Raw genomic sequence first — 16,444 nt, 5'->3', positions numbered from 1 at the left:
CGACGATTCATCAGGTCATCCGTCCCGGACCCTTGACTCCGTTCGCGCCAGTCGCGATTCTCGTCGCACCCTTTGTGCGGGGCATGACAAGTCATGCCTGTTTCGACCGCGCCCCCAACGCCGAGCGAAGACACGAGTGATGACCTTGACCCCACACCCTCACCCCCCGTCCCGCCCTCACCCACGCCCCGGCCCACGGCGCCGCCGCGCGTTCCGGCGGCGTCGCCCCGCCGCCGTCCTGTCGCTGCTCCTCGCGGTCCTGGCGATCCTGCTCGGCCCCGTGCCCAGCTCCTCCGCCGACCCCGACGCCGAAGCAGGCGCCGATGCCGGCGCCGTCGCCGACGCGGGCTGGTGGAACCCGACGGCGCGCCCCGGCCCCGACTCGCAGATCAACGTCACCGGCGAACCCTTCAAGGGCACCGACGCCCAGGGACGCGTACGCGGCTTCGTGGACGCGCACGACCACCTGATGTCCAACGAGGGCTTCGGCGGCCGGCTCATCTGCGGCAAGCCCTTCTCGGAGCTCGGTGTCGCCGACGCCCTGAAGGACTGTCCCGAGCACTACCCCGACGGCACCCTCGCCGTCTTCGACTTCATCACCAAGGGCGGCGACGGCAAGCACGACCCCGACGGCTGGCCCACCTTCAAGGACTGGCCCGCCCACGACTCCCTGACCCACCAGCAGAACTACTACGCCTGGGTCGAACGCGCCTGGCGCGGCGGCCAGCGGGTCCTCGTCAACGACCTCGTCACCAACGGGGTGATCTGCTCGGTCTACTTCTTCAAGGACCGCGGCTGCGACGAGATGACCGCCATCCGCCTGGAGGCGCAGAAGACGTACGACATGCAGGCCTACATCGACAAGATGTACGGCGGCCCCGGCAAGGGCTGGTTCCGCATCGTCACCGACTCCGCCCAGGCCCGCGAGGTGATCAAGCAGGGCAAGCTGGCCGTCGTGCTGGGGGTCGAGACCTCCGAGCCCTTCGGCTGCAAGCAGATCCTGGACATCTCCCAGTGTTCCCGGCAGGACATCGACCGGGGCCTCGACGAGCTGCACAGGATCGGCGTCCGCAGCATGTTCCTGTGCCACAAGTTCGACAACGCCCTGTGCGGCGTCCGGTTCGACGGCGGAGCCCTCGGCACCGCGATCAACGTGGGCCAGTTCCTGTCCACCGGCACCTTCTGGCAGACCGAGAAGTGCACGGGCCCGCAGAAGGACAACCCCATCGGCCTCGCGCCGGCCCCGAACGCCCAGAAGGAGCTCCCGGCCGGGGTGAGCGTGCCCGGGTACGCGGCCGACGCCCAGTGCAACACGCGCGGCCTGACCGACCTCGGCGAGTACGCCGTGCGCGGCATGATGAAGCGCAAGATGATGCTGGAGATCGACCACATGAGCGTCAAGGCCGCCGGGCGGGCCTTCGACATCCTGGAGTCGGAGTCGTACCCCGGCATCATCTCCTCGCACAGCTGGATGGACCTCGGCTGGACCGAGCGCCTGTACAAGCTCGGCGGGTTCGCCACCCAGTACATGAACGGCTCCGAGGGCTTCATCGCTGAGGCCGCGCGGACCAAGGCGCTGCGCGACAAGTACGGCGTCGGGTACGGCTACGGCACCGACATGAACGGGGTCGGCGGTTGGCCGGGCCCGCGCGGCGCCGACACCTCGAACCCGGTGCGCTACCCGTTCCGCAGCGTCGACGGCGGCTCCGTCATCGACCGGCAGACCACCGGGCAGCGCACGTGGGACCTCAACACCGACGGCGCCTCGCACTACGGGCTCGTCCCGGACTGGATCGAGGACATCCGGCAGGTCGGCGGCCAGGAGGTGGTGGACGACCTGTTCCGGGGCGCCGAGTCCTACCTCGGCACCTGGGGGGCTTCCGAGCGGCACAAGGCGGGCGTGAACCTCGCGGCCGGCGCCGCCGGCGCGGCCAGCTCCTCCGAGTGGAACCCGTTCGTCAGCTACGCGCCCGACCGGGCCGTGGACGGCAACCGGGGCACCCGCTGGGCCAGCGACTGGAGCGACGACCAGTGGCTGCGGATCGACCTCGGCGCCCCGAGCCTGGTGAGCCGGGTCACCCTCGACTGGGAGCGCGCGTACGGCAGGTCCTACCGGATCGAGCTGTCCTCCGACGGGACGAACTGGCAGACGGCCTGGTCCACGACCGCCGGCGACGGCGGCCTCGACACGGCACGGTTCGCCGGCACCACCGCCCGCTACGTACGGATCCACGGGCTGGGCCGCGGCACCCAGTGGGGGTACTCCCTCCATGAGGTCGGCGTCTACAGCGGCTGACGCCGTCCGCCGTCCGGGCCGGTCGGATCGACGGAACCGATCCGACCGGCCCCGGGCCGCCCCCGGCCCGGCCCCGGTCCAGCCCCGACCCGCCCGCCAAGCGCACCCCCACCGCCCCACCCCCACCGCCCCACCCGCACCACGCGAAAGGACCCCATGGCACGGATGCCGTCGGCCGAACGACGCCGGCAGCTGACCGAGGCGGCGATCCGCGCGATGACCCGGGACGGCGTCGCGCGCACCACGACCCGCTCCATCGCCGCCGAGGCGGGCGTGTCACTGAGCGTGTTCCACTACTGCTTCGATTCCAAGCAGGAGCTGCTCGAATCGGTCATCGAGGCGATCACCGCGCACTACATCTCGGTGGTGCGGGAGGCGATCCGCCCCAAGCCCACCCTCCGCGAGACCGTCCGTTCCGGCTTCCAGGCCTACTGGGACCACGTCAGCGCGCAGCCCGGCGAGCACATGCTCACCTACGAGCTGACCCAGTACGCGCTGCGCCGCCCCGGATTCGAACACCTCGCCCGCCGGCAGTACGAGCTGTACGGGGAGACGTACGCGGAACTGCTGCGGCGACTGCGCGACACCATGGACCTGAGGCTGCGCGTCCCGGTCCCGGTGCTGGCCCGCTACCTGGCGGCGATGACCGACGGGCTGACCCTGAACGTCCTCGTGCTCGGGGACCGGGCGGCCGCCTCCGACCTGCTGGACCTGGTCACCGAGCACGTGCTCGCCCTCGTGGACGCCCCGGACGGGGTGGCCGAGGGAGCCCGGGCGGCCGAGGGGGCCGCGACAGCCGAGGGGGCCGTGACAGCCGAGAAGGCAGCGGCGGCCGAGGTCGCGGTCAGTCCGGGTCCGCCGCCCGCCAGACCGTGGTGATGTTGCAGAACTCGCGGATGCCGTGGCCCGACAGTTCGCGCCCGTACCCGGAGCGTTTGACCCCGCCGAAGGGCAGGGCGGGGTGGGAGGCCGTCATGCCGTTGACGAAGACCCCGCCCGCCTGGAGGTCCCGGACGAAGCGTTCCAGGTCGGCCTCGTCGCGGGTCCAGACGTTCGAGCTGAGTCCGAAGGGCGTGTGGTTGGCCCGCTCGACGGCCTCGTCCAGGCTCCCCACCCGGTACAGGGTGGCGACGGGTCCGAAGGTCTCCTCCAGGTCGACGCGCATGTCGGCGGTGACGTCCGCCAGCACCGTCGGCTCGTAGAACCAGCCGTCCGGGAACTCCGGCGGGCGCCGGCCGCCGCAGAGCACGGTGGCGCCCCGCCGTACGGCGTCGTCCACGAGCTCCTCGACGTCCGCGCGGCCCGCCTCGGTGGCCAGGGGGCCGACGTCGGTGCCGGCCAGCATCGGGTCGCCGACGGTCAGCGCCCTCATCCCCTCGGTGAAGAGGCGGGCGAACTCCTCGTAGACCTCCTCGTGGACGATGAACCGTTTCGCGGCGATGCAGGACTGGCCGTTGTTCTGCACCCGGGCGGTCACGGCGGTACGGGCGGCGCGGGCGACGTCGGCCGACGGCATGACGACGTAGGGGTCGCTGCCGCCGAGCTCCAGCACGGTCTTCTTGATCTCGTCACCCGCGACGGAGGCCACCGCCCGCCCCGCCGGCTCGCTGCCCGTCAGGGTGGCCGCGGCCACCCTGGGGTCGCGCAGCACTCCCTCCACGGCGGCGGAGCCGATGAGCAGGGTCTGGAAGCAGCCGCGGGGGAATCCGGCCCGTTCGAAGAGGTCTCCCAGGTAAAGGGCCGTCTGGGGGACGTTCGAGGAGTGCTTGAGCAGGCCGACGTTCCCGGCCATCAGGGCGGGGGCGGCGAAGCGCACGACCTGCCAGAGGGGGAAGTTCCAGGGCATCACGGCGAGGACCACGCCGATGGGCCGGTAGAGCACGCGTACGGCGGAGGCGCCGGCGTCGCGCACGTCTGGGTCGGCGGGGCGTTCGTCGGCGAGGAGGGACTCGGCGTGGGCCGCGTACCAGCGCATGGCCTTGACGCACTTGGCGGCCTCGGCGCGGGCCGCGCCGAGCGGTTTGCCCATCTCGATGGTCATCGTGCGGGCGATGTCCTCCGCCTCCGCCTCCAGGAGGTCGGCGGCGCGCTCCAGGAGCGCGGCCCGCTCGGCGAAGCCGGTGCGCCGGTAGTCGGCGGCGGTCCGTGCCGCCTCCGCGAGGCAGGCCTCGATGCCGTCGGCGTCGAGCGCGTCGAAGGTGCGCAGCGTCCGGCCTGTCGTGGGGTTGACGGTGGCGATGGGCATGGTCCGACCTTCCTGCGGGGGAGTCGCGCCTTCGACCCTGCCCGCAGGCCCCCGCCCCCGCAACGCGAGAGCGGGCGCCGGACCGTCCTACCGGACGGTCCTACCGTCGGCCGCGGGGCTTGCCGCGCTTGGCCGCCTTGGGGGCCCCGGACGCGCCGCGGGCGGGCTTCCCGGTCGACTTCCCGGTCGGCTTCGCGCCCGACTTGGCACCCGGCTTGCCCCCGGTCTTCGCGCCCGTCTTCCCGGTCGGCTTCGCCCCGCCCTTCGCGCCCGCCTTGCCGCCGGCCGCGTCGGCGCGCCCCCGCTGCTTGGGCTGGGGCGGGGTCGGCGTGCGTCCCCGGGTGCTGTTGACCGTCCGGCCCCGGACGATGCCGATGAACTCCTCCACCAGGTCGGTGGTCTTCTCCTCCGGCCAGGACAGCGCGACCCGCGACTCGGGGGCGTCCGAGACGGTGCGGTAGGTGAGGTCCTTGCGGTGGTGGAGGCGGGCCAGCGACTGAGGGACGACGAGGACGCCGATCCCGGCCGCGACCAGCTCGATCGCGTCGGCGGTGGTCTCGGGACGCTCGAAGGCGGGCCGTCCGGGCAGGGTCTCCCAGCCGAGGACGTCGTCGAGGGGGTGCAGCACGATCTCGTCGGCGAGGTCCTCGATCGACACCTCTTCCACGGCGGCCACGACGTGGTCCTTCGGGATCACGACCACGGTCGTCTCGGTGTAGAGCGGGATCGCACTGAGATCGGTCCGGTCCACGGGGAGGCGTACGAATCCGGCGTCGGCGCCGCTGCCGCGCAGCAGGTCGAACGCCTCCGCGGAGGGGACCTGTACGAGGGTCAACGAAACGTCGGGCAGCCGCTCGTTCCAGATCCGCACCCACTTCGTGGGCGTCACTCCAGGGACGTAGGCGAGCCTGAACGAAGGGGATGCATCCGAGCCTGTCACCCCGCCAGGTTACCGGTCGTGGTCGGAGGTAGCGCACACGCTCGATACCCTTGACCCCATGACGTCGCACCAGAGCACCCAGACGATGAAGCCCGCGACCGCGGCGAAGAAGCTGGGTGTGTACCTCGAGGCCACCCCCGCAGAGTTCCAGGAGGGTGTCGTCTCGCGCACCGAGCTGAACGCCCTCCAGTCCGACCCGCCCGCGTGGCTGGTGGAGCTGCGGCGCAACGGCCCGCACCCCCGGCCGGTGGTCGCGGCCAAGCTGGGCGTCTCCATCGCCGGTCTCGCCCGTGGCGGGGTCACCGAGGCGCTCACCACCGAGCAGATCGAGGCCCTGAAGCAGGACAACCCCGAGTGGCTCCAGAAGGAGCGCGCCACCCAGGCCGAGGTCCGCAAGGAAGCCGTGCGGATCAAGGAGATGCAGGCCGAGAAGGCCGAGAAGGCCGCCCGGCGCGACGACGCAGGCTGACGCGCCCGCCCCACCCGGCGCCCGGCGCCACCCCCGCGGTACCGCAGTACCGCACCACCGCTGTACCCGCGCCGATGGCCGGGCCGGTCCCTCCGGCCCGGCCATCGGTCGTTTCCCCGCCCCCACCGCTCCCCCGCTCCCCCGGCCCGCGCGGGGGTGCGGGGGCGGGACGCGACGCGACCGTCCCGCACGGCTCCGCCGGGCGGCCCGGAGGCCGCCGCGCCGGCCGAAAACCGCGCTTGCCGACCCCCTTAGGCCTACCTAACCTATGGCTCGCCCGGCCGTCGGCCTCGGCACACACTTCGGCACCCGTCCCCAACCGAAGGAGCCCCCATGCCCGGAAGTCTGCAGTCCGCCCAGCCGTACGCCCTCGCGCTCTTCCGGATCGTCACCGGGCTCCTCTTCGCCTGTCACGGCGCCGCCTCGCTCTTCGGGGTCCTCGGTGGCGCGCACGGTGGCGGCACCGTCGCCGCCGGTACCTGGCCCGGTTGGTACGCCGCCGTCATCCAGCTCGTCGCCGGGATCCTGGTGCTGGTGGGCCTGGGCACCCGGTCGGCGGCCTTCGTGGCCTCCGGCTCCATGGCGTACGCGTACTTCTCGGTGCACCAGCCGGAGTCGCTGTGGCCGTTGCAGAACGGCGGCGAGGCCTCCGCGATGTTCTGCTGGGCCTTCCTGCTGCTGGTGTTCACCGGCCCCGGCGCCCTGGCCCTCGACGGGCTGTTCGCCGGCCGCGCCGGCAGAGCCCCCGCCGAGCGCCGTCCGGAGGCCGCCGCCGCCCGCGCCTGAGGAATCGTTTCGCCACCGCGGTTCGCCACCGCGGTTCGTCACCGCCGTCTCGCCACGACCGTGCCCGCCCCGCTTCCGGGGGCGGGCACGCGTGCGTTTCCGGTCCGGCACGCCGACGTTCCGGGGGCGGGTCGTCCGAGACCGGTTGAAACCCGTCCGGCTGTACCGCGTTAGCAGGGCGGACCGGCGTGCGCGCCCCGCGCGCGCCGGCGTCCGCCCCCACACGGACGCCCGAGCGAGTACGAGGAGCGAGATGACCGACCCGACCCCGGCCGGACCCGGCCGCAGGAGACTGGCAGCCGGCTGCCGGCGGATCACCGAGGCGCCGTCGTTCGGGATGGTGGTCTTCGGCGTGATCCTCTTCAACGCGGGGCTGATGGGGGCCGAGACGTACAGCGGTCTGGCCGAGGCCTACCACCGGGTGCTCCTGCTCGCCGAACAGGTCTGCCTCACCCTGTTCACGCTGGAGATGCTGCTGCGCGTGGGCTCGTACGCGGACCGGCCGAAAGCATTCTTCCGGGACCCCTGGAACATCTTCGACCTGCTGATCGTGACCTCCGCGTTCCTGCCGGTGCTCCGCGAGAACACGACCGTCCTGCGGCTGCTGCGCCTGGCGCGGGTCCTGCGTACCGCCCGCTTCCTGCCCCACCTGCGGATCCTGCTGCTCGCGGTCGGCCGCAGCCTGCCGGGGACCGCCAGCTTCCTGTTCGTCGGCGCGCTCGTCCTGTACGTGTACGCCATGGTCGGCTGGGTCTGCTTCGCCGGGTCCGACCCGGGGCACTACGGCTCGATCGGCCGGGCCATGCTCACCCTGTTCCTGCTCACCACCCTGGACGGGCTCACCGACGCGGTCCGGGCCGGGCTGGAGATCTCCCGGTTCAGCATCGTCTACTACGCCTCCTACGCGCTGCTCGCCTCCTTCGTCCTCGTCAACGTGCTGATCGGCGTCGTCCTCAACTCCCTGGACGAGGCGCGGGAGATGGAGGAGGCCGACGCCCGCGCCCGGGAGCGCGCCGCGAAGGACGTCGACCCCGCCGAGGAGGTCCGGCAGCGGATCGTCGCCGCCCGGCTGGCCCTCGACGACCTGGAGGCGAGTCTGGCGGACGTCCCGGGTCCGCCGGGTGCGGACGGGGCGCGGCCGGCGACGGGTGCGGGGGCGGAGAGGGAGCGGCAACTCGAATCGGCGGTCTGAGGAGGCCCGGCCGCGCGGCGCGCGGCCGGGTTTCGGCCATCCGGGAAGTTCACGCCTCGTTCACGGTTCCCGGCTCTGCTTCGACTCACTTGCACGGCAGGCGAGTTGGGGCCGCGTGCCGGATGGGGTCAGTCGCCGTCGCGGACCGCGACGATGCCGTTGAAGACGCCCACGTACGCCGTTCCGTCGGGGCCGAGGGTGATCGGCGCCCAGTTGTTGTCGTAGAGGGGTCCGGTACCGGTGAGCCGGCGCCAGCGGCGCTCTCCGGTGCGGAAGTCGACGGCGGTCAGGTACCAGGCGTCGACGCCCCAGAAGTTGGGCTCCTTCTCGTAGAAGTAGAGCAGGCCGTTGCCGGTGGAGAGCTTGGGCACGGTCGAGGGCGAGCGGACGTCGCTCTCCCAGACCGTGTCGCAGCCGCTGCCGTCGGCGCGGACGTCGATGCGGGTGGCCCCGCCGACGACGGACCTGCCGAGGAGCAGCGAGGTGGGGTTCTCGTAGCCGAAGTTGTTCTCGACGACGATGCTGTTGCCCCAGGTGATCAGGGAGTTGTCGGTGGTCGAGGCGCCGGGGCGGAAGACGGGCACCCGGCACACCAGCCGGCGGTCGGCGGGTACGTCCGCGCCGCGCCGGTAGACGAGGACGTTCATGCGGTCGTCGGCGTTGTCGGTGATCGCGACGTAGCCGTCGCCGAAGAGGTCGGGGGTGGTGCCCGACCCCTGGTTCACGGAGCCGGGTTTGGTCGCGGTGCCCCGGTCGTAGGTCTCGCGCCACTGCGCCTCGGGGGTTCCGTCGGCGGTGGCGCGGAAGCCGTAGAGGGCGTGGTCGGTGACGATGGAGACGCCGTCCTCGGCGACCGAGAAGGAGTTCTGGATCTCCTCGCCCTCCAGTCGTACGGAGCGGATCCGTGAGGTGGCGGGGTCCACGGTGCCGACGCGCCCCTGTCGGGTGACCCACCAGATGCGGCCGTCCCAGTCGGGCATCACGGAGGTCACGGGGTCGCAGGTGCCGCTGGGCCGTGGGTCGGTCCAGTCGGCGCAGTCGTGGGGGACGTGTCCGGTGAGGTCCCAGTCGTCCTCGACGGTGAACTTCCAGACGCCGTCGGGGTCCTGGGAATGGGCCAGGCGCAGGACGTGCTGACGGGAGTCTGCGAGGACGGCCCGGTCCCGGTCGTCGAGGTAGAAGTAGGCGCCGCCCGAGGTGTCCTTGAAGATCTTCGAGAAGTCGAGCGAGGTGATCGCCTCGACCGTCGAGGAGCGTTGCGGAAGCCGGTACTCCGCGAGCGTGGCGAGCGTACGGGGCTCCAGGAGCTTGACCTTGAAGCCGGAGAAGGTCCCGCAGACGGTGACGAGCCGGCCGCCGGAGTCGAAGGTGGCGGTGGCGCACTCGCCGCCGAGGGCGGCCACCCTCTCGCTGGTGACCCGGGGGTTCCTGCCGAGGGGGCCCGACCAGGGGGTCGTGGCGCTGCCGGCGGCGTCCGCGTGCATGCCGCTGCGGCCGTTGGGCGCGAGGAAGGGGTGCTGCGGCGGGGCCTGGCCGGGCAGGGGCAGGGCGGTGGCGGGGGCTCCGTCGTAGTGGCTGACGAGCCGGTGGCCCGGGGCCTTGGGGATCTCCTCGGCGTGTGCGGTCGCGGCGGGCCCGTACAGCAGCGCCAGGGCGGCGAGGGCGGGGACGACGGCGCAGTTCGGCATCCTTCCGGGCCGGAGCCGGAGCCGGAGCCGGAGCCGGGGTCGGGGTCGCCGTCCGCGTCGGGGCGGAGGTTCGCGTCGTGGTCCGTGTCGGAGTCGGATGAGAGGCATCCGGTCAACCCCCTTCTTCCCGCGTCGTGTTGACAGCGCGTCTGAGATCGAGCCGCCGCCAGACGGTAGATCGCGCGCCCCGAGGAGTCCATGGAGGAGCGGGAGGATTCACGAACGCGCAACGCGCGACGCGCGACGGACGGCGGCCGACGGACGACCGACCCCGCCGGGGGCGGTCAGCCGCGCGCGACCTCATCCCAGCGGGTCGTACGGTCGCACCAGCGGCCGAGGAGGACCGGATCGTGCCCCACGGCGAGCAGCCCGGCGCCGGTCTCGGCGCGGTACCGCTCGACCACGGCGACGAGGGCCGCCGTCGTGGAGGCGTCGAGCATCGCGGTCATCTCGTCGCAGACCAGCCAGCGGGGGCGCAGCACCAGAGCCCGGGCGAGGCAGGCGCGTTGCAGTTGGCCGTCGCTGACTTCGTGGGGGCGTCGGGCGAGCAGGTCCGCGCCCAGGCCCACCCGCTCGGCGAGGTCGGCGACGGCGGCGGCCGCCTCCGCGCGCCGCCCGGTGGCCCGGAGCGGTTCCGCGACGAGGTCGTGGAGGCGCAGGCGGGGGTCGGCGGACAGGCGGGGCTGTTGGAAGACGACTCCGACGGCGGTGCGCAGGGCGCGCGGGGCGCGGTGGCGGAATCCGGTGACGGTGGCTCCGTCGAGGGTGACCGTGCCCGCGTCGGGCCGGTGCAGGAGGGCGGCGACCCGGGCGAGGGTGGACTTGCCGCAGCCGCTGGGCCCGAGCAGGCCGATCGCCTCGCCGGGCTCCAGGGTCAGGTGGGCGTCGCGTACGACGGGCCGGCGGCGGTCGTAGCCGGCGGTGACGCCCTTGAGCTCAAGCACGGTGGCAGGCCACTCCTTCGGTGAGGGCCGGGCGGGTGGCGCGGCAGTCGGCGTCGGCGAGGGCGCAGCGGGCGGCGAAGGCGCAGCCGGGCGGGAGCGCGCCGAGCTCGGGCGGGGCGCCGGGGATCGGGGTGAAGGCGCGTTCGGGCAGGGCGTCGAGCAGTCCCCGGGCGTAGGGGTGGCGGGGGCCGGGGGTGCGGAAGAAGGTGTCGGCGGGGGCGATTTCCGCGATGCGGCCCGCGTACATGACGGCGACGGTGTCGGCGATCCGCTCGGCGGCGGCCAGGTCGTGGGTGATCATCAGCAGGGCGCGGCCGGTGTCGCGCGTGTGGGCGCGCAGTTCGTCGACGGTGCGGTGGACGAGGTCCCGGTCGAGGCCGGTGGTCGGCTCGTCGGCGAGGAGCAGGGGGGCGTCCCCGATGAGGGCGAGGGCGGTGGCGGCCCGTTGGGCGAGGCCGCCGGAGAGTTCGTGGGGGTGGCGGTCGAGGTGGCTCGCGGGGAACGCGGCCCGTTCGGCGGCGGCCTCGGCGGCGGCCCGCCGGCCGGCCGGCCCGGGGTCGGCGAGTTCCCGGACGGTCTCCTCCAGGTGGGAGCGGACGGTGCGGACCGGGGTGAGGTGGGCGGCGGGGCTCTGCGGGACCAGGCCGACCCGTCGGCCCCGTACGCGACGGGCGAGGGTGGCCTCGTCGGCGGCGAGGAGGTCGAGACCGTCGGCGAGGCGGGCGTGGCCCGCGGTCTCGGCGTTGCCGGGGAGCAGTCCGAGGAGGGCGGAGGCCAGGACGGACTTGCCGCAGCCGCTCTCGCCGACGAGGGCCAGGCATTCCCCGGGGCGCAGCCGGAAGGTGGCGTCGGTGACGGCCTCCACGTGGCGCCCGCCCGGCATCCGGAACCGCACCGAGAGGCCTTCCGCGGTGAGCACGGGGGTGTCGGGATCGCCTGGCGCGGGGGACGCGGCGGTGGCCGGCGGCGGGTCGGGGTGGCGGGCGGTCACAGCGTCAGCTCCGAGCGGCGGCGGGGGTTGAGGCGGTCGCGCCAGGCGCCGGCGAGCCCGGCGATGGCGAGGGTCGGGACGATGAGCAGCAGGCCCGGGAAGAGGGTGGGCCACCAGTCGCCGGCGAGGAGCGAGCCGCGGGCGCCCTGCACGAGGGTGCCCAGGCTGGCCTGGTGGGAGGGCAGGCCCAGGCCGAGGAAGGACAGGGCCGACTCGTGCCACATGGCGTGGGGGACCATCAGGACGGCGGCCAGCCCGGCCTGCGGCAGGACGCCCGGGATCAGGTGGCGCAGGGTGACGCGCAGCCGTGAGGCGCCGCCCGAGACGGCGGCGTCCACGTAGGGCCGGGCGCGCAGGGAGAGGACCTCGGCGCGCACGATGCGGGCCGTGGACAGCCAGTGGGTCAGGGCCACGGAGACGACCACGGGCCAGACGCCGGGCCGGAACATGGCCACGACGAAGATGCCGAGCAGCAGGTGCGGGATGGCGGACAGGGTGTCGACGGCGCGCATGAGGAGCCGGTCGACGCGTCCGCCGAGGGCGCCGGCGGTGGCGCCGACGGCGGTGCCGATCACGGTGGCGACGAGGGCGGCCACCAGTCCGACGAGGAGGGAGACGCGCAGGCCGTAGACGCAGCGCAGCAGCAGGTCGCGGCCCACGTCGTCGGTGCCGAAGGGGTGGGCCGGGGACGGCGGGAGGAGTTTCGCGGCGAGGTCGACGGCCTGTTGGTCGAGGCGGACCAGGGGCGGTACGAGCAGCACGGCGAGGACGAGGACCGTCATCACGGTCGCCGAGGCGCCCAGGCGCAGTGCGCGGGTGGAGCGGCGGGAGCCGCCGCGGGCGCGCCAACGGCGCTCGGGGGCGCCGGGGCCCTCGGAAGCGCCGGGGTCCGCGGGGGCCGGGCGGGGGGCGGGGAGGGCGCGGCGGGCGGCGCGGGCCCGGCGGGCGGCGCGGGCCTCGCGGTCGTGGAGGTCAGCCATCGAAGCCCACCCTCGGGTCGGCGAGTCCGTAGAGCAGGTCGGACAGCAGGTTGCCGACGAGGACGGCGGCCGTGGCCAGCACCGTCAGGGCGGCGAGCAGCGGGAAGTCCACGGAGGTGGCGGCCTGGACGGTGGCGGCGGCGATGCCGGGCCAGCTGAACACGGTCTCGACCAGGAGGGCGCCGGTGATCAGTTCGGGCACCCGCGATCCGACGAGGGTCAGCACGGGGAGCATGCCGGAGCGCAGCCCGTGTCCGAGCAGGACGCGGCGTCCGGACAGGCCCCGGGCGCGGGCGCCGCGTACGGGGTCCTCCTCCAGGGCGTCGGCGACGCCCTGGCGTACGTAGAGGAAGAACCAGGGCAGTTGGGACAGGCCCAGGACGAGCGCGGGGAGCAGGAGGTGCGAGGCGACCTGGCCGGCGGTGACGGTGTCGCTCGCGGCGTCGGTGAGTCCGCCGGAGGGCAGGACGCCCAGGCGGACGGAGAAGAACCAGATGCCGAGGAGTCCGAGCCAGTAGGCGGGGGCGGCCTCCAGGGTGTACGCGAGGGCGGACACGGTCCGGTCGAGGGGGCCGCCCTGGCGGCGGGCGGCGAGGACGCCGAGGCCGGTGCCGAGGAGGACGGCGAGGGCGAAGGCGCAGCCGGCGAGCAGCGCGGACCAGCCGAGGCGGGCGGTGATGACGTCGGCGACGGGTTGGCGCATGACGGAGGAGGTTCCGAGGTCGCCGGTGAGCGCGGAGGTCAGCCAGTCCCACCAGCGGGTGACGAAGGGCCGGTCGACGCCGAGGTTGGCCCGCAGCTGGTCGAGTTCGGCCTGCGAGGCGGTCAGTCCCGCGGTGCCGGCGTAGGCCTTGACGGGGTCGAAGGGGGACAGCGCGGCGACGGCGAAGACGCCGAAGGTGACGGCGAGCAGGACCGGGGCGGCGGCGAGGAGCCGCCGCCCGGTCATGCGTGCCATCGGCCCCCAGGGGAGGCGGGGGGTCACTTCTGCTTCGGCTTCCACTTCTCGACGTTCCACCAGGGGCCGGAGCCGAGGCCGTGGTCGTGGGGTTCGACCTGGGTGCTCGGGCCCTCCCACTTGTCGTTGACGACGTAGAGGTGGTCGATGTGGGTGAGGAAGACGTAGCCGGGGTTGTTGACCAGTTCGCGCTGCACCGTGTCGTAGGCGGCCTTGCGGGCGGCCGGGTCGCCGCTGCGGCGGCCGTCGAGGAGGGCCTGGTCGACGGTGGGGTTGGCGTACTGGCCCATGTTGTTGAAGCCGTCGCCCGCGAGGGAGGAGGTCAGCAGCAGGTACTGGTCGAAGTCCGGGTCGGCCGGGGAGCCGCCGCCGGCGAGGACGGCGTCCGTCTTCATCCGGGGTTCGATGACCTCCCAGGTGCCCGCCTCGGTCTTGACCTCGATGCCGGCCTTGCGGGCGTCGGAGGCGAAGGCGAGCGCGTGGTCCTGGCGGATCTTGTCCCCGGAGGTGTACCAGAGCGGGAAGGAGGCGCGGACGCCGTCCTTGGCGCGGACGCCGTCGTCGCCCGTCTTCCAGCCGGCGTCGTCGAGGATCTTCTTCGCGTGTTCGAGGTCGTACGGGCGCTCGGTGCCGGCGGTGAACCAGCGGCTGTCGGTCGGGACGGGGCCGTAGGCGGCCTTGCCGGCGTCCTCCAGGAGCTTGTCGACCATGGCCTGGCGGTCCACGGCGATGTCCAGGGCCTGCCGGACCGCGGTGTCGCCGGTGACCGGGTGGTGCGTGGGGAGGGTGACGTTGCGGTAGTCGAACGTCTTGGCCGCGTAGGTGCGGCGGGCGGTGTCCTTCGCGAAGCCCTTGGCGAGGTTCGGGGGCAGGATCGCCGCGTCGAGTTCGCCGGAGCGCAGGCGGGTGGCGCGGACGTCGTCGTCCTTCACGACGGCCATGGTGAACTTCTTCACGGCCGGCTCGCCGCCCCAGTAGTGGGGGTTGGCCTTGAAGGAGATCTTCTCGCCCTTGGACCAGGCGGTGAGCACGTACGGGCCGGTGCCGACGGGCTTGGTCGTGAAGTCGCCGCTGTTGACGTCCTGGCGGCCCGCGACGTGTTCGGGGGCGATGGGCAGGACGGTGCGCTCGGCGAAGGGCGCGTAGGGGTACTTGAGCGTGAAGACGACCCGGTCCTCGCCCTGGGCGGTGACGCTCTCGACGGCGTCCAGCTCGGTCTTCGAGGCGTTGTTCGTCTTGGGGTCGAGGATCGTCCGGTAGGTGAACTCGACGTCCTTGGCGGTGAAGGGCTCGCCGTCGCTGAACTTCACGCCGTGGCGCAGCCGGAAGGTGTAGGTGCGGCCGTCGGCGGAGACCTCGGGGAGGGCCTCGGCGAGCGCGGGCTGGAGCTTCATGTCCGCGTCGTGGGTGAGGAGCCCGTCGAAGATCTTGGAGTTGCCGTCCTTGCCGTAGCCCAGCAGCGGGCTGAGGGTTTCGGGTTCGGTCGCGATGCCGACCACGGCGGAGTCCGCGGGGGCGGATCCGGTGGGGTTCGAGCAGGCCGCCACGCCCGTGATGAGTGCGGTGGCGAGGGTCGCGCGGACCGCTCCCCGTGCGCGGACTGTCCGGGCCGTCATGGTGTGCACATCCCTGTTTGTGATCATGTGTTATTGCAAAGAGATGGCAATAATGCCAGAGGGGTACAGAAGAAGACGAACCAGGTCACGACGGGACCCCGGGGTTTGATTCGAAGCCGCCCCCGAGCCGTCCCCGACAGGACCCGGTGTCGGCCGGGGTCTTGCCGGGGCGACCTCCCGCGTGCCATATATGTCTAGACCAATCGCGATCATCCGCCGGACGCGCAGGAAGGCACCCCGTGCGACGCACCCCTCCCCCGCGCCCCCTGCGCGCCGCGCTCGGCGCCACCCTGACCCTCGCCGCCCTCGCCGCCCTCACGGCCTGCGCCGCGGACGGCCCCGACGGCCCGCACGCGCCCGTCGGACTGACCGCCCAGGCCGGCAGCGCCACGTCGGTCCACGTCATGTGGAACTCGGCGCCCGTCGCCGACCGGGTCAGCGGCTGGCAGGTCTTCCAGTCCGGCCGCCTGGTGCGCGAACTGCCCGCCGACAAGACCATGGTGGACATCACCGACCTCGCCCCGCAGACCGCCTACGCCTTCACCGTCCGCGCCAAGGACGCCGACGGCAGGCGCTCCGCCCCGAGCGCGACCGTCGACGTGACCACCCCGGTCGCCCGGGCCGAGGACCGCCGGGCGCCCACGGCCCCGCCCACCACCACCGGCCGCGCCGAGGGCCCCCGTACGGTCCGACTCGACTGGGGCCCGGCGAGCGACGACACCGGCGTGACGGCCTACGACGTCTACCAGGGCGGCGTACGGATCCACACCTCCGGCGGCGCCGAGCGGGGCACCAGCCTCGGCGGACTCCAGCCAGGCACCGCGTACGCGTTCACGGTCCGGGCCCGCGACGGCGCCGACAACTCCTCCCCCGACGGCCCCGCCGTGGCCGTGACCACCCCGGCCGACCCCGGGCAGGGCCCGGGCACCGCACCCGGCGCCTTCACGGCGACGGCCGTGCCCGGGGCGGTCGAGCTGGGCTGGACCGCCCCCGACACCGGACGCGCGACCAGCGAGTACGAGCTCTACGTCGACGACCGGCCCGTCACCGTCATCCAGTTCGGCACCGGGGCGGTGCCCTCCGGGCGGGCCGCGTACCGGCTCACGGCGAGCGAGCCGGCCGGGACGGTCTGGGCCCTGAAACTGCGCGCCCGGCTCCCCGACGGGAACTGGGGCGCCTTCTCCGAGGAACGCCGCATCACCCTCACCGGCTGAGCCGCGCGGTCGGCCACGCCGCATCCGAACACACGGCGTACGCACACCGATCGGGCGGCGATACCCGCCGAACGCCATTGCCGCGAACAAAGATCGCGCACAATACATCCGTGTTCGGTGAGTAC

The 16,444-nt window shown here is 73.5% G+C and carries 13 protein-coding genes and 1 pseudogene; 6 read left to right on the top strand and 8 right to left on the bottom strand.

All coding sequences use genetic code 11. The features are described from left to right. The first annotated feature begins 139 nt into the window (after positions 1–139). Entirely contained in the window at positions 140–2,296 is a 2,157-nt protein-coding gene (locus AB0D01_RS13415) for a discoidin domain-containing protein (RefSeq protein WP_363055274.1), read from the top strand. Between the two features lie 156 nt (positions 2,297–2,452). After that, positions 2,453–3,037: pseudogene (locus AB0D01_RS13410) on the top strand (TetR/AcrR family transcriptional regulator); the annotation flags it as partial. Between the two features lie 103 nt (positions 3,038–3,140). On the opposite strand, the gene AB0D01_RS13405 reads toward AB0D01_RS13410, so the two are convergent. After that, on the bottom strand, positions 3,141–4,541 hold the full coding sequence (locus AB0D01_RS13405; protein ID WP_363055273.1) for an NADP-dependent succinic semialdehyde dehydrogenase: 1,401 nt from the start codon (positions 4,539–4,541) through the stop codon (positions 3,141–3,143). Between the two features lie 100 nt (positions 4,542–4,641). Continuing rightward, a complete protein-coding gene (locus AB0D01_RS13400; RefSeq protein ID WP_363055272.1) occupies positions 4,642–5,481 on the bottom strand; it encodes a LysR family substrate-binding domain-containing protein in 840 nt (279 codons plus the stop codon). A 58-nt stretch (positions 5,482–5,539) separates the two neighbouring features. Between AB0D01_RS13400 and AB0D01_RS13395 the strand changes: the two genes are divergently transcribed. From AB0D01_RS13395 to AB0D01_RS13385, 3 genes are all read left to right on the top strand, one after another. Continuing rightward, positions 5,540–5,950 carry a DUF5997 family protein gene (locus tag AB0D01_RS13395; protein WP_363055271.1) on the top strand — a complete coding sequence of 137 codons (411 nt, stop codon included), beginning with the start codon at positions 5,540–5,542 and terminating at the stop codon, positions 5,948–5,950. A gap of 333 nt (positions 5,951–6,283) precedes the next feature. Then, complete coding sequence (locus AB0D01_RS13390; RefSeq protein ID WP_363055270.1) at positions 6,284–6,736, top strand: DoxX family protein; 453 nt, start codon at positions 6,284–6,286, stop codon at positions 6,734–6,736. Positions 6,737–6,989: 253 nt separating this feature from the next. Then, positions 6,990–7,928 carry an ion transporter gene (locus AB0D01_RS13385; RefSeq protein WP_363055269.1) on the top strand — a complete coding sequence of 313 codons (939 nt, stop codon included), beginning with the start codon at positions 6,990–6,992 and terminating at the stop codon, positions 7,926–7,928. A gap of 128 nt (positions 7,929–8,056) precedes the next feature. Here AB0D01_RS13385 and AB0D01_RS13380 read toward each other — a convergent pair whose 3' ends face one another. The 6 genes from AB0D01_RS13380 to AB0D01_RS13355 all read right to left on the bottom strand — a co-directional run bounded on the left by AB0D01_RS13380 (position 8,057) and on the right by AB0D01_RS13355 (position 15,105). Beyond that, positions 8,057–9,616, bottom strand: a complete 1,560-nt coding sequence (locus tag AB0D01_RS13380; protein WP_363055268.1) for a hypothetical protein — start codon at positions 9,614–9,616, stop codon at positions 8,057–8,059. A 284-nt stretch (positions 9,617–9,900) separates the two neighbouring features. Beyond that, a complete protein-coding gene (locus AB0D01_RS13375; RefSeq protein ID WP_363055267.1) occupies positions 9,901–10,560 on the bottom strand; it encodes an ATP-binding cassette domain-containing protein in 660 nt (219 codons plus the stop codon). Continuing rightward, positions 10,553–11,443, bottom strand: coding sequence for an ABC transporter ATP-binding protein (locus tag AB0D01_RS13370; protein WP_363055394.1), 891 nt, complete (start codon positions 11,441–11,443; stop codon positions 10,553–10,555). The genes AB0D01_RS13375 and AB0D01_RS13370 overlap by 8 nt, the downstream gene beginning before the upstream one ends. 104 nt (positions 11,444–11,547) lie before the next feature. Further along, on the bottom strand, positions 11,548–12,531 hold the full coding sequence (locus AB0D01_RS13365; RefSeq protein WP_363055266.1) for an ABC transporter permease: 984 nt from the start codon (positions 12,529–12,531) through the stop codon (positions 11,548–11,550). Further along, a complete protein-coding gene (locus AB0D01_RS13360; RefSeq protein ID WP_363055265.1) occupies positions 12,524–13,489 on the bottom strand; it encodes an ABC transporter permease in 966 nt (321 codons plus the stop codon). Before AB0D01_RS13360 ends, AB0D01_RS13365 begins: the two co-directional genes overlap by 8 nt. Positions 13,490–13,512: 23 nt before the next feature. Next, positions 13,513–15,105 carry an ABC transporter substrate-binding protein gene (locus tag AB0D01_RS13355; RefSeq protein ID WP_363055264.1) on the bottom strand — a complete coding sequence of 531 codons (1,593 nt, stop codon included), beginning with the start codon at positions 15,103–15,105 and terminating at the stop codon, positions 13,513–13,515. Between the two features lie 239 nt (positions 15,106–15,344). Between AB0D01_RS13355 and AB0D01_RS13350 the strand changes: the two genes are divergently transcribed. Beyond that, positions 15,345–16,319 (top strand): fibronectin type III domain-containing protein, encoded by a 975-nt coding sequence (locus AB0D01_RS13350; RefSeq protein WP_363055263.1) that lies wholly within the window; start codon positions 15,345–15,347, stop codon positions 16,317–16,319. Positions 16,320–16,444 lie beyond the last annotated feature (125 nt).

The sequence above is a fragment of the Streptomyces sp. NPDC048606 genome (assembly GCF_040650855.1).
Classification (GTDB): Bacteria; Actinomycetota; Actinomycetes; order Streptomycetales; family Streptomycetaceae; genus Streptomyces.
Note: the sequence above shows the minus strand (reverse complement) of the source record. Positions and strands in the feature narration are given on the sequence as shown.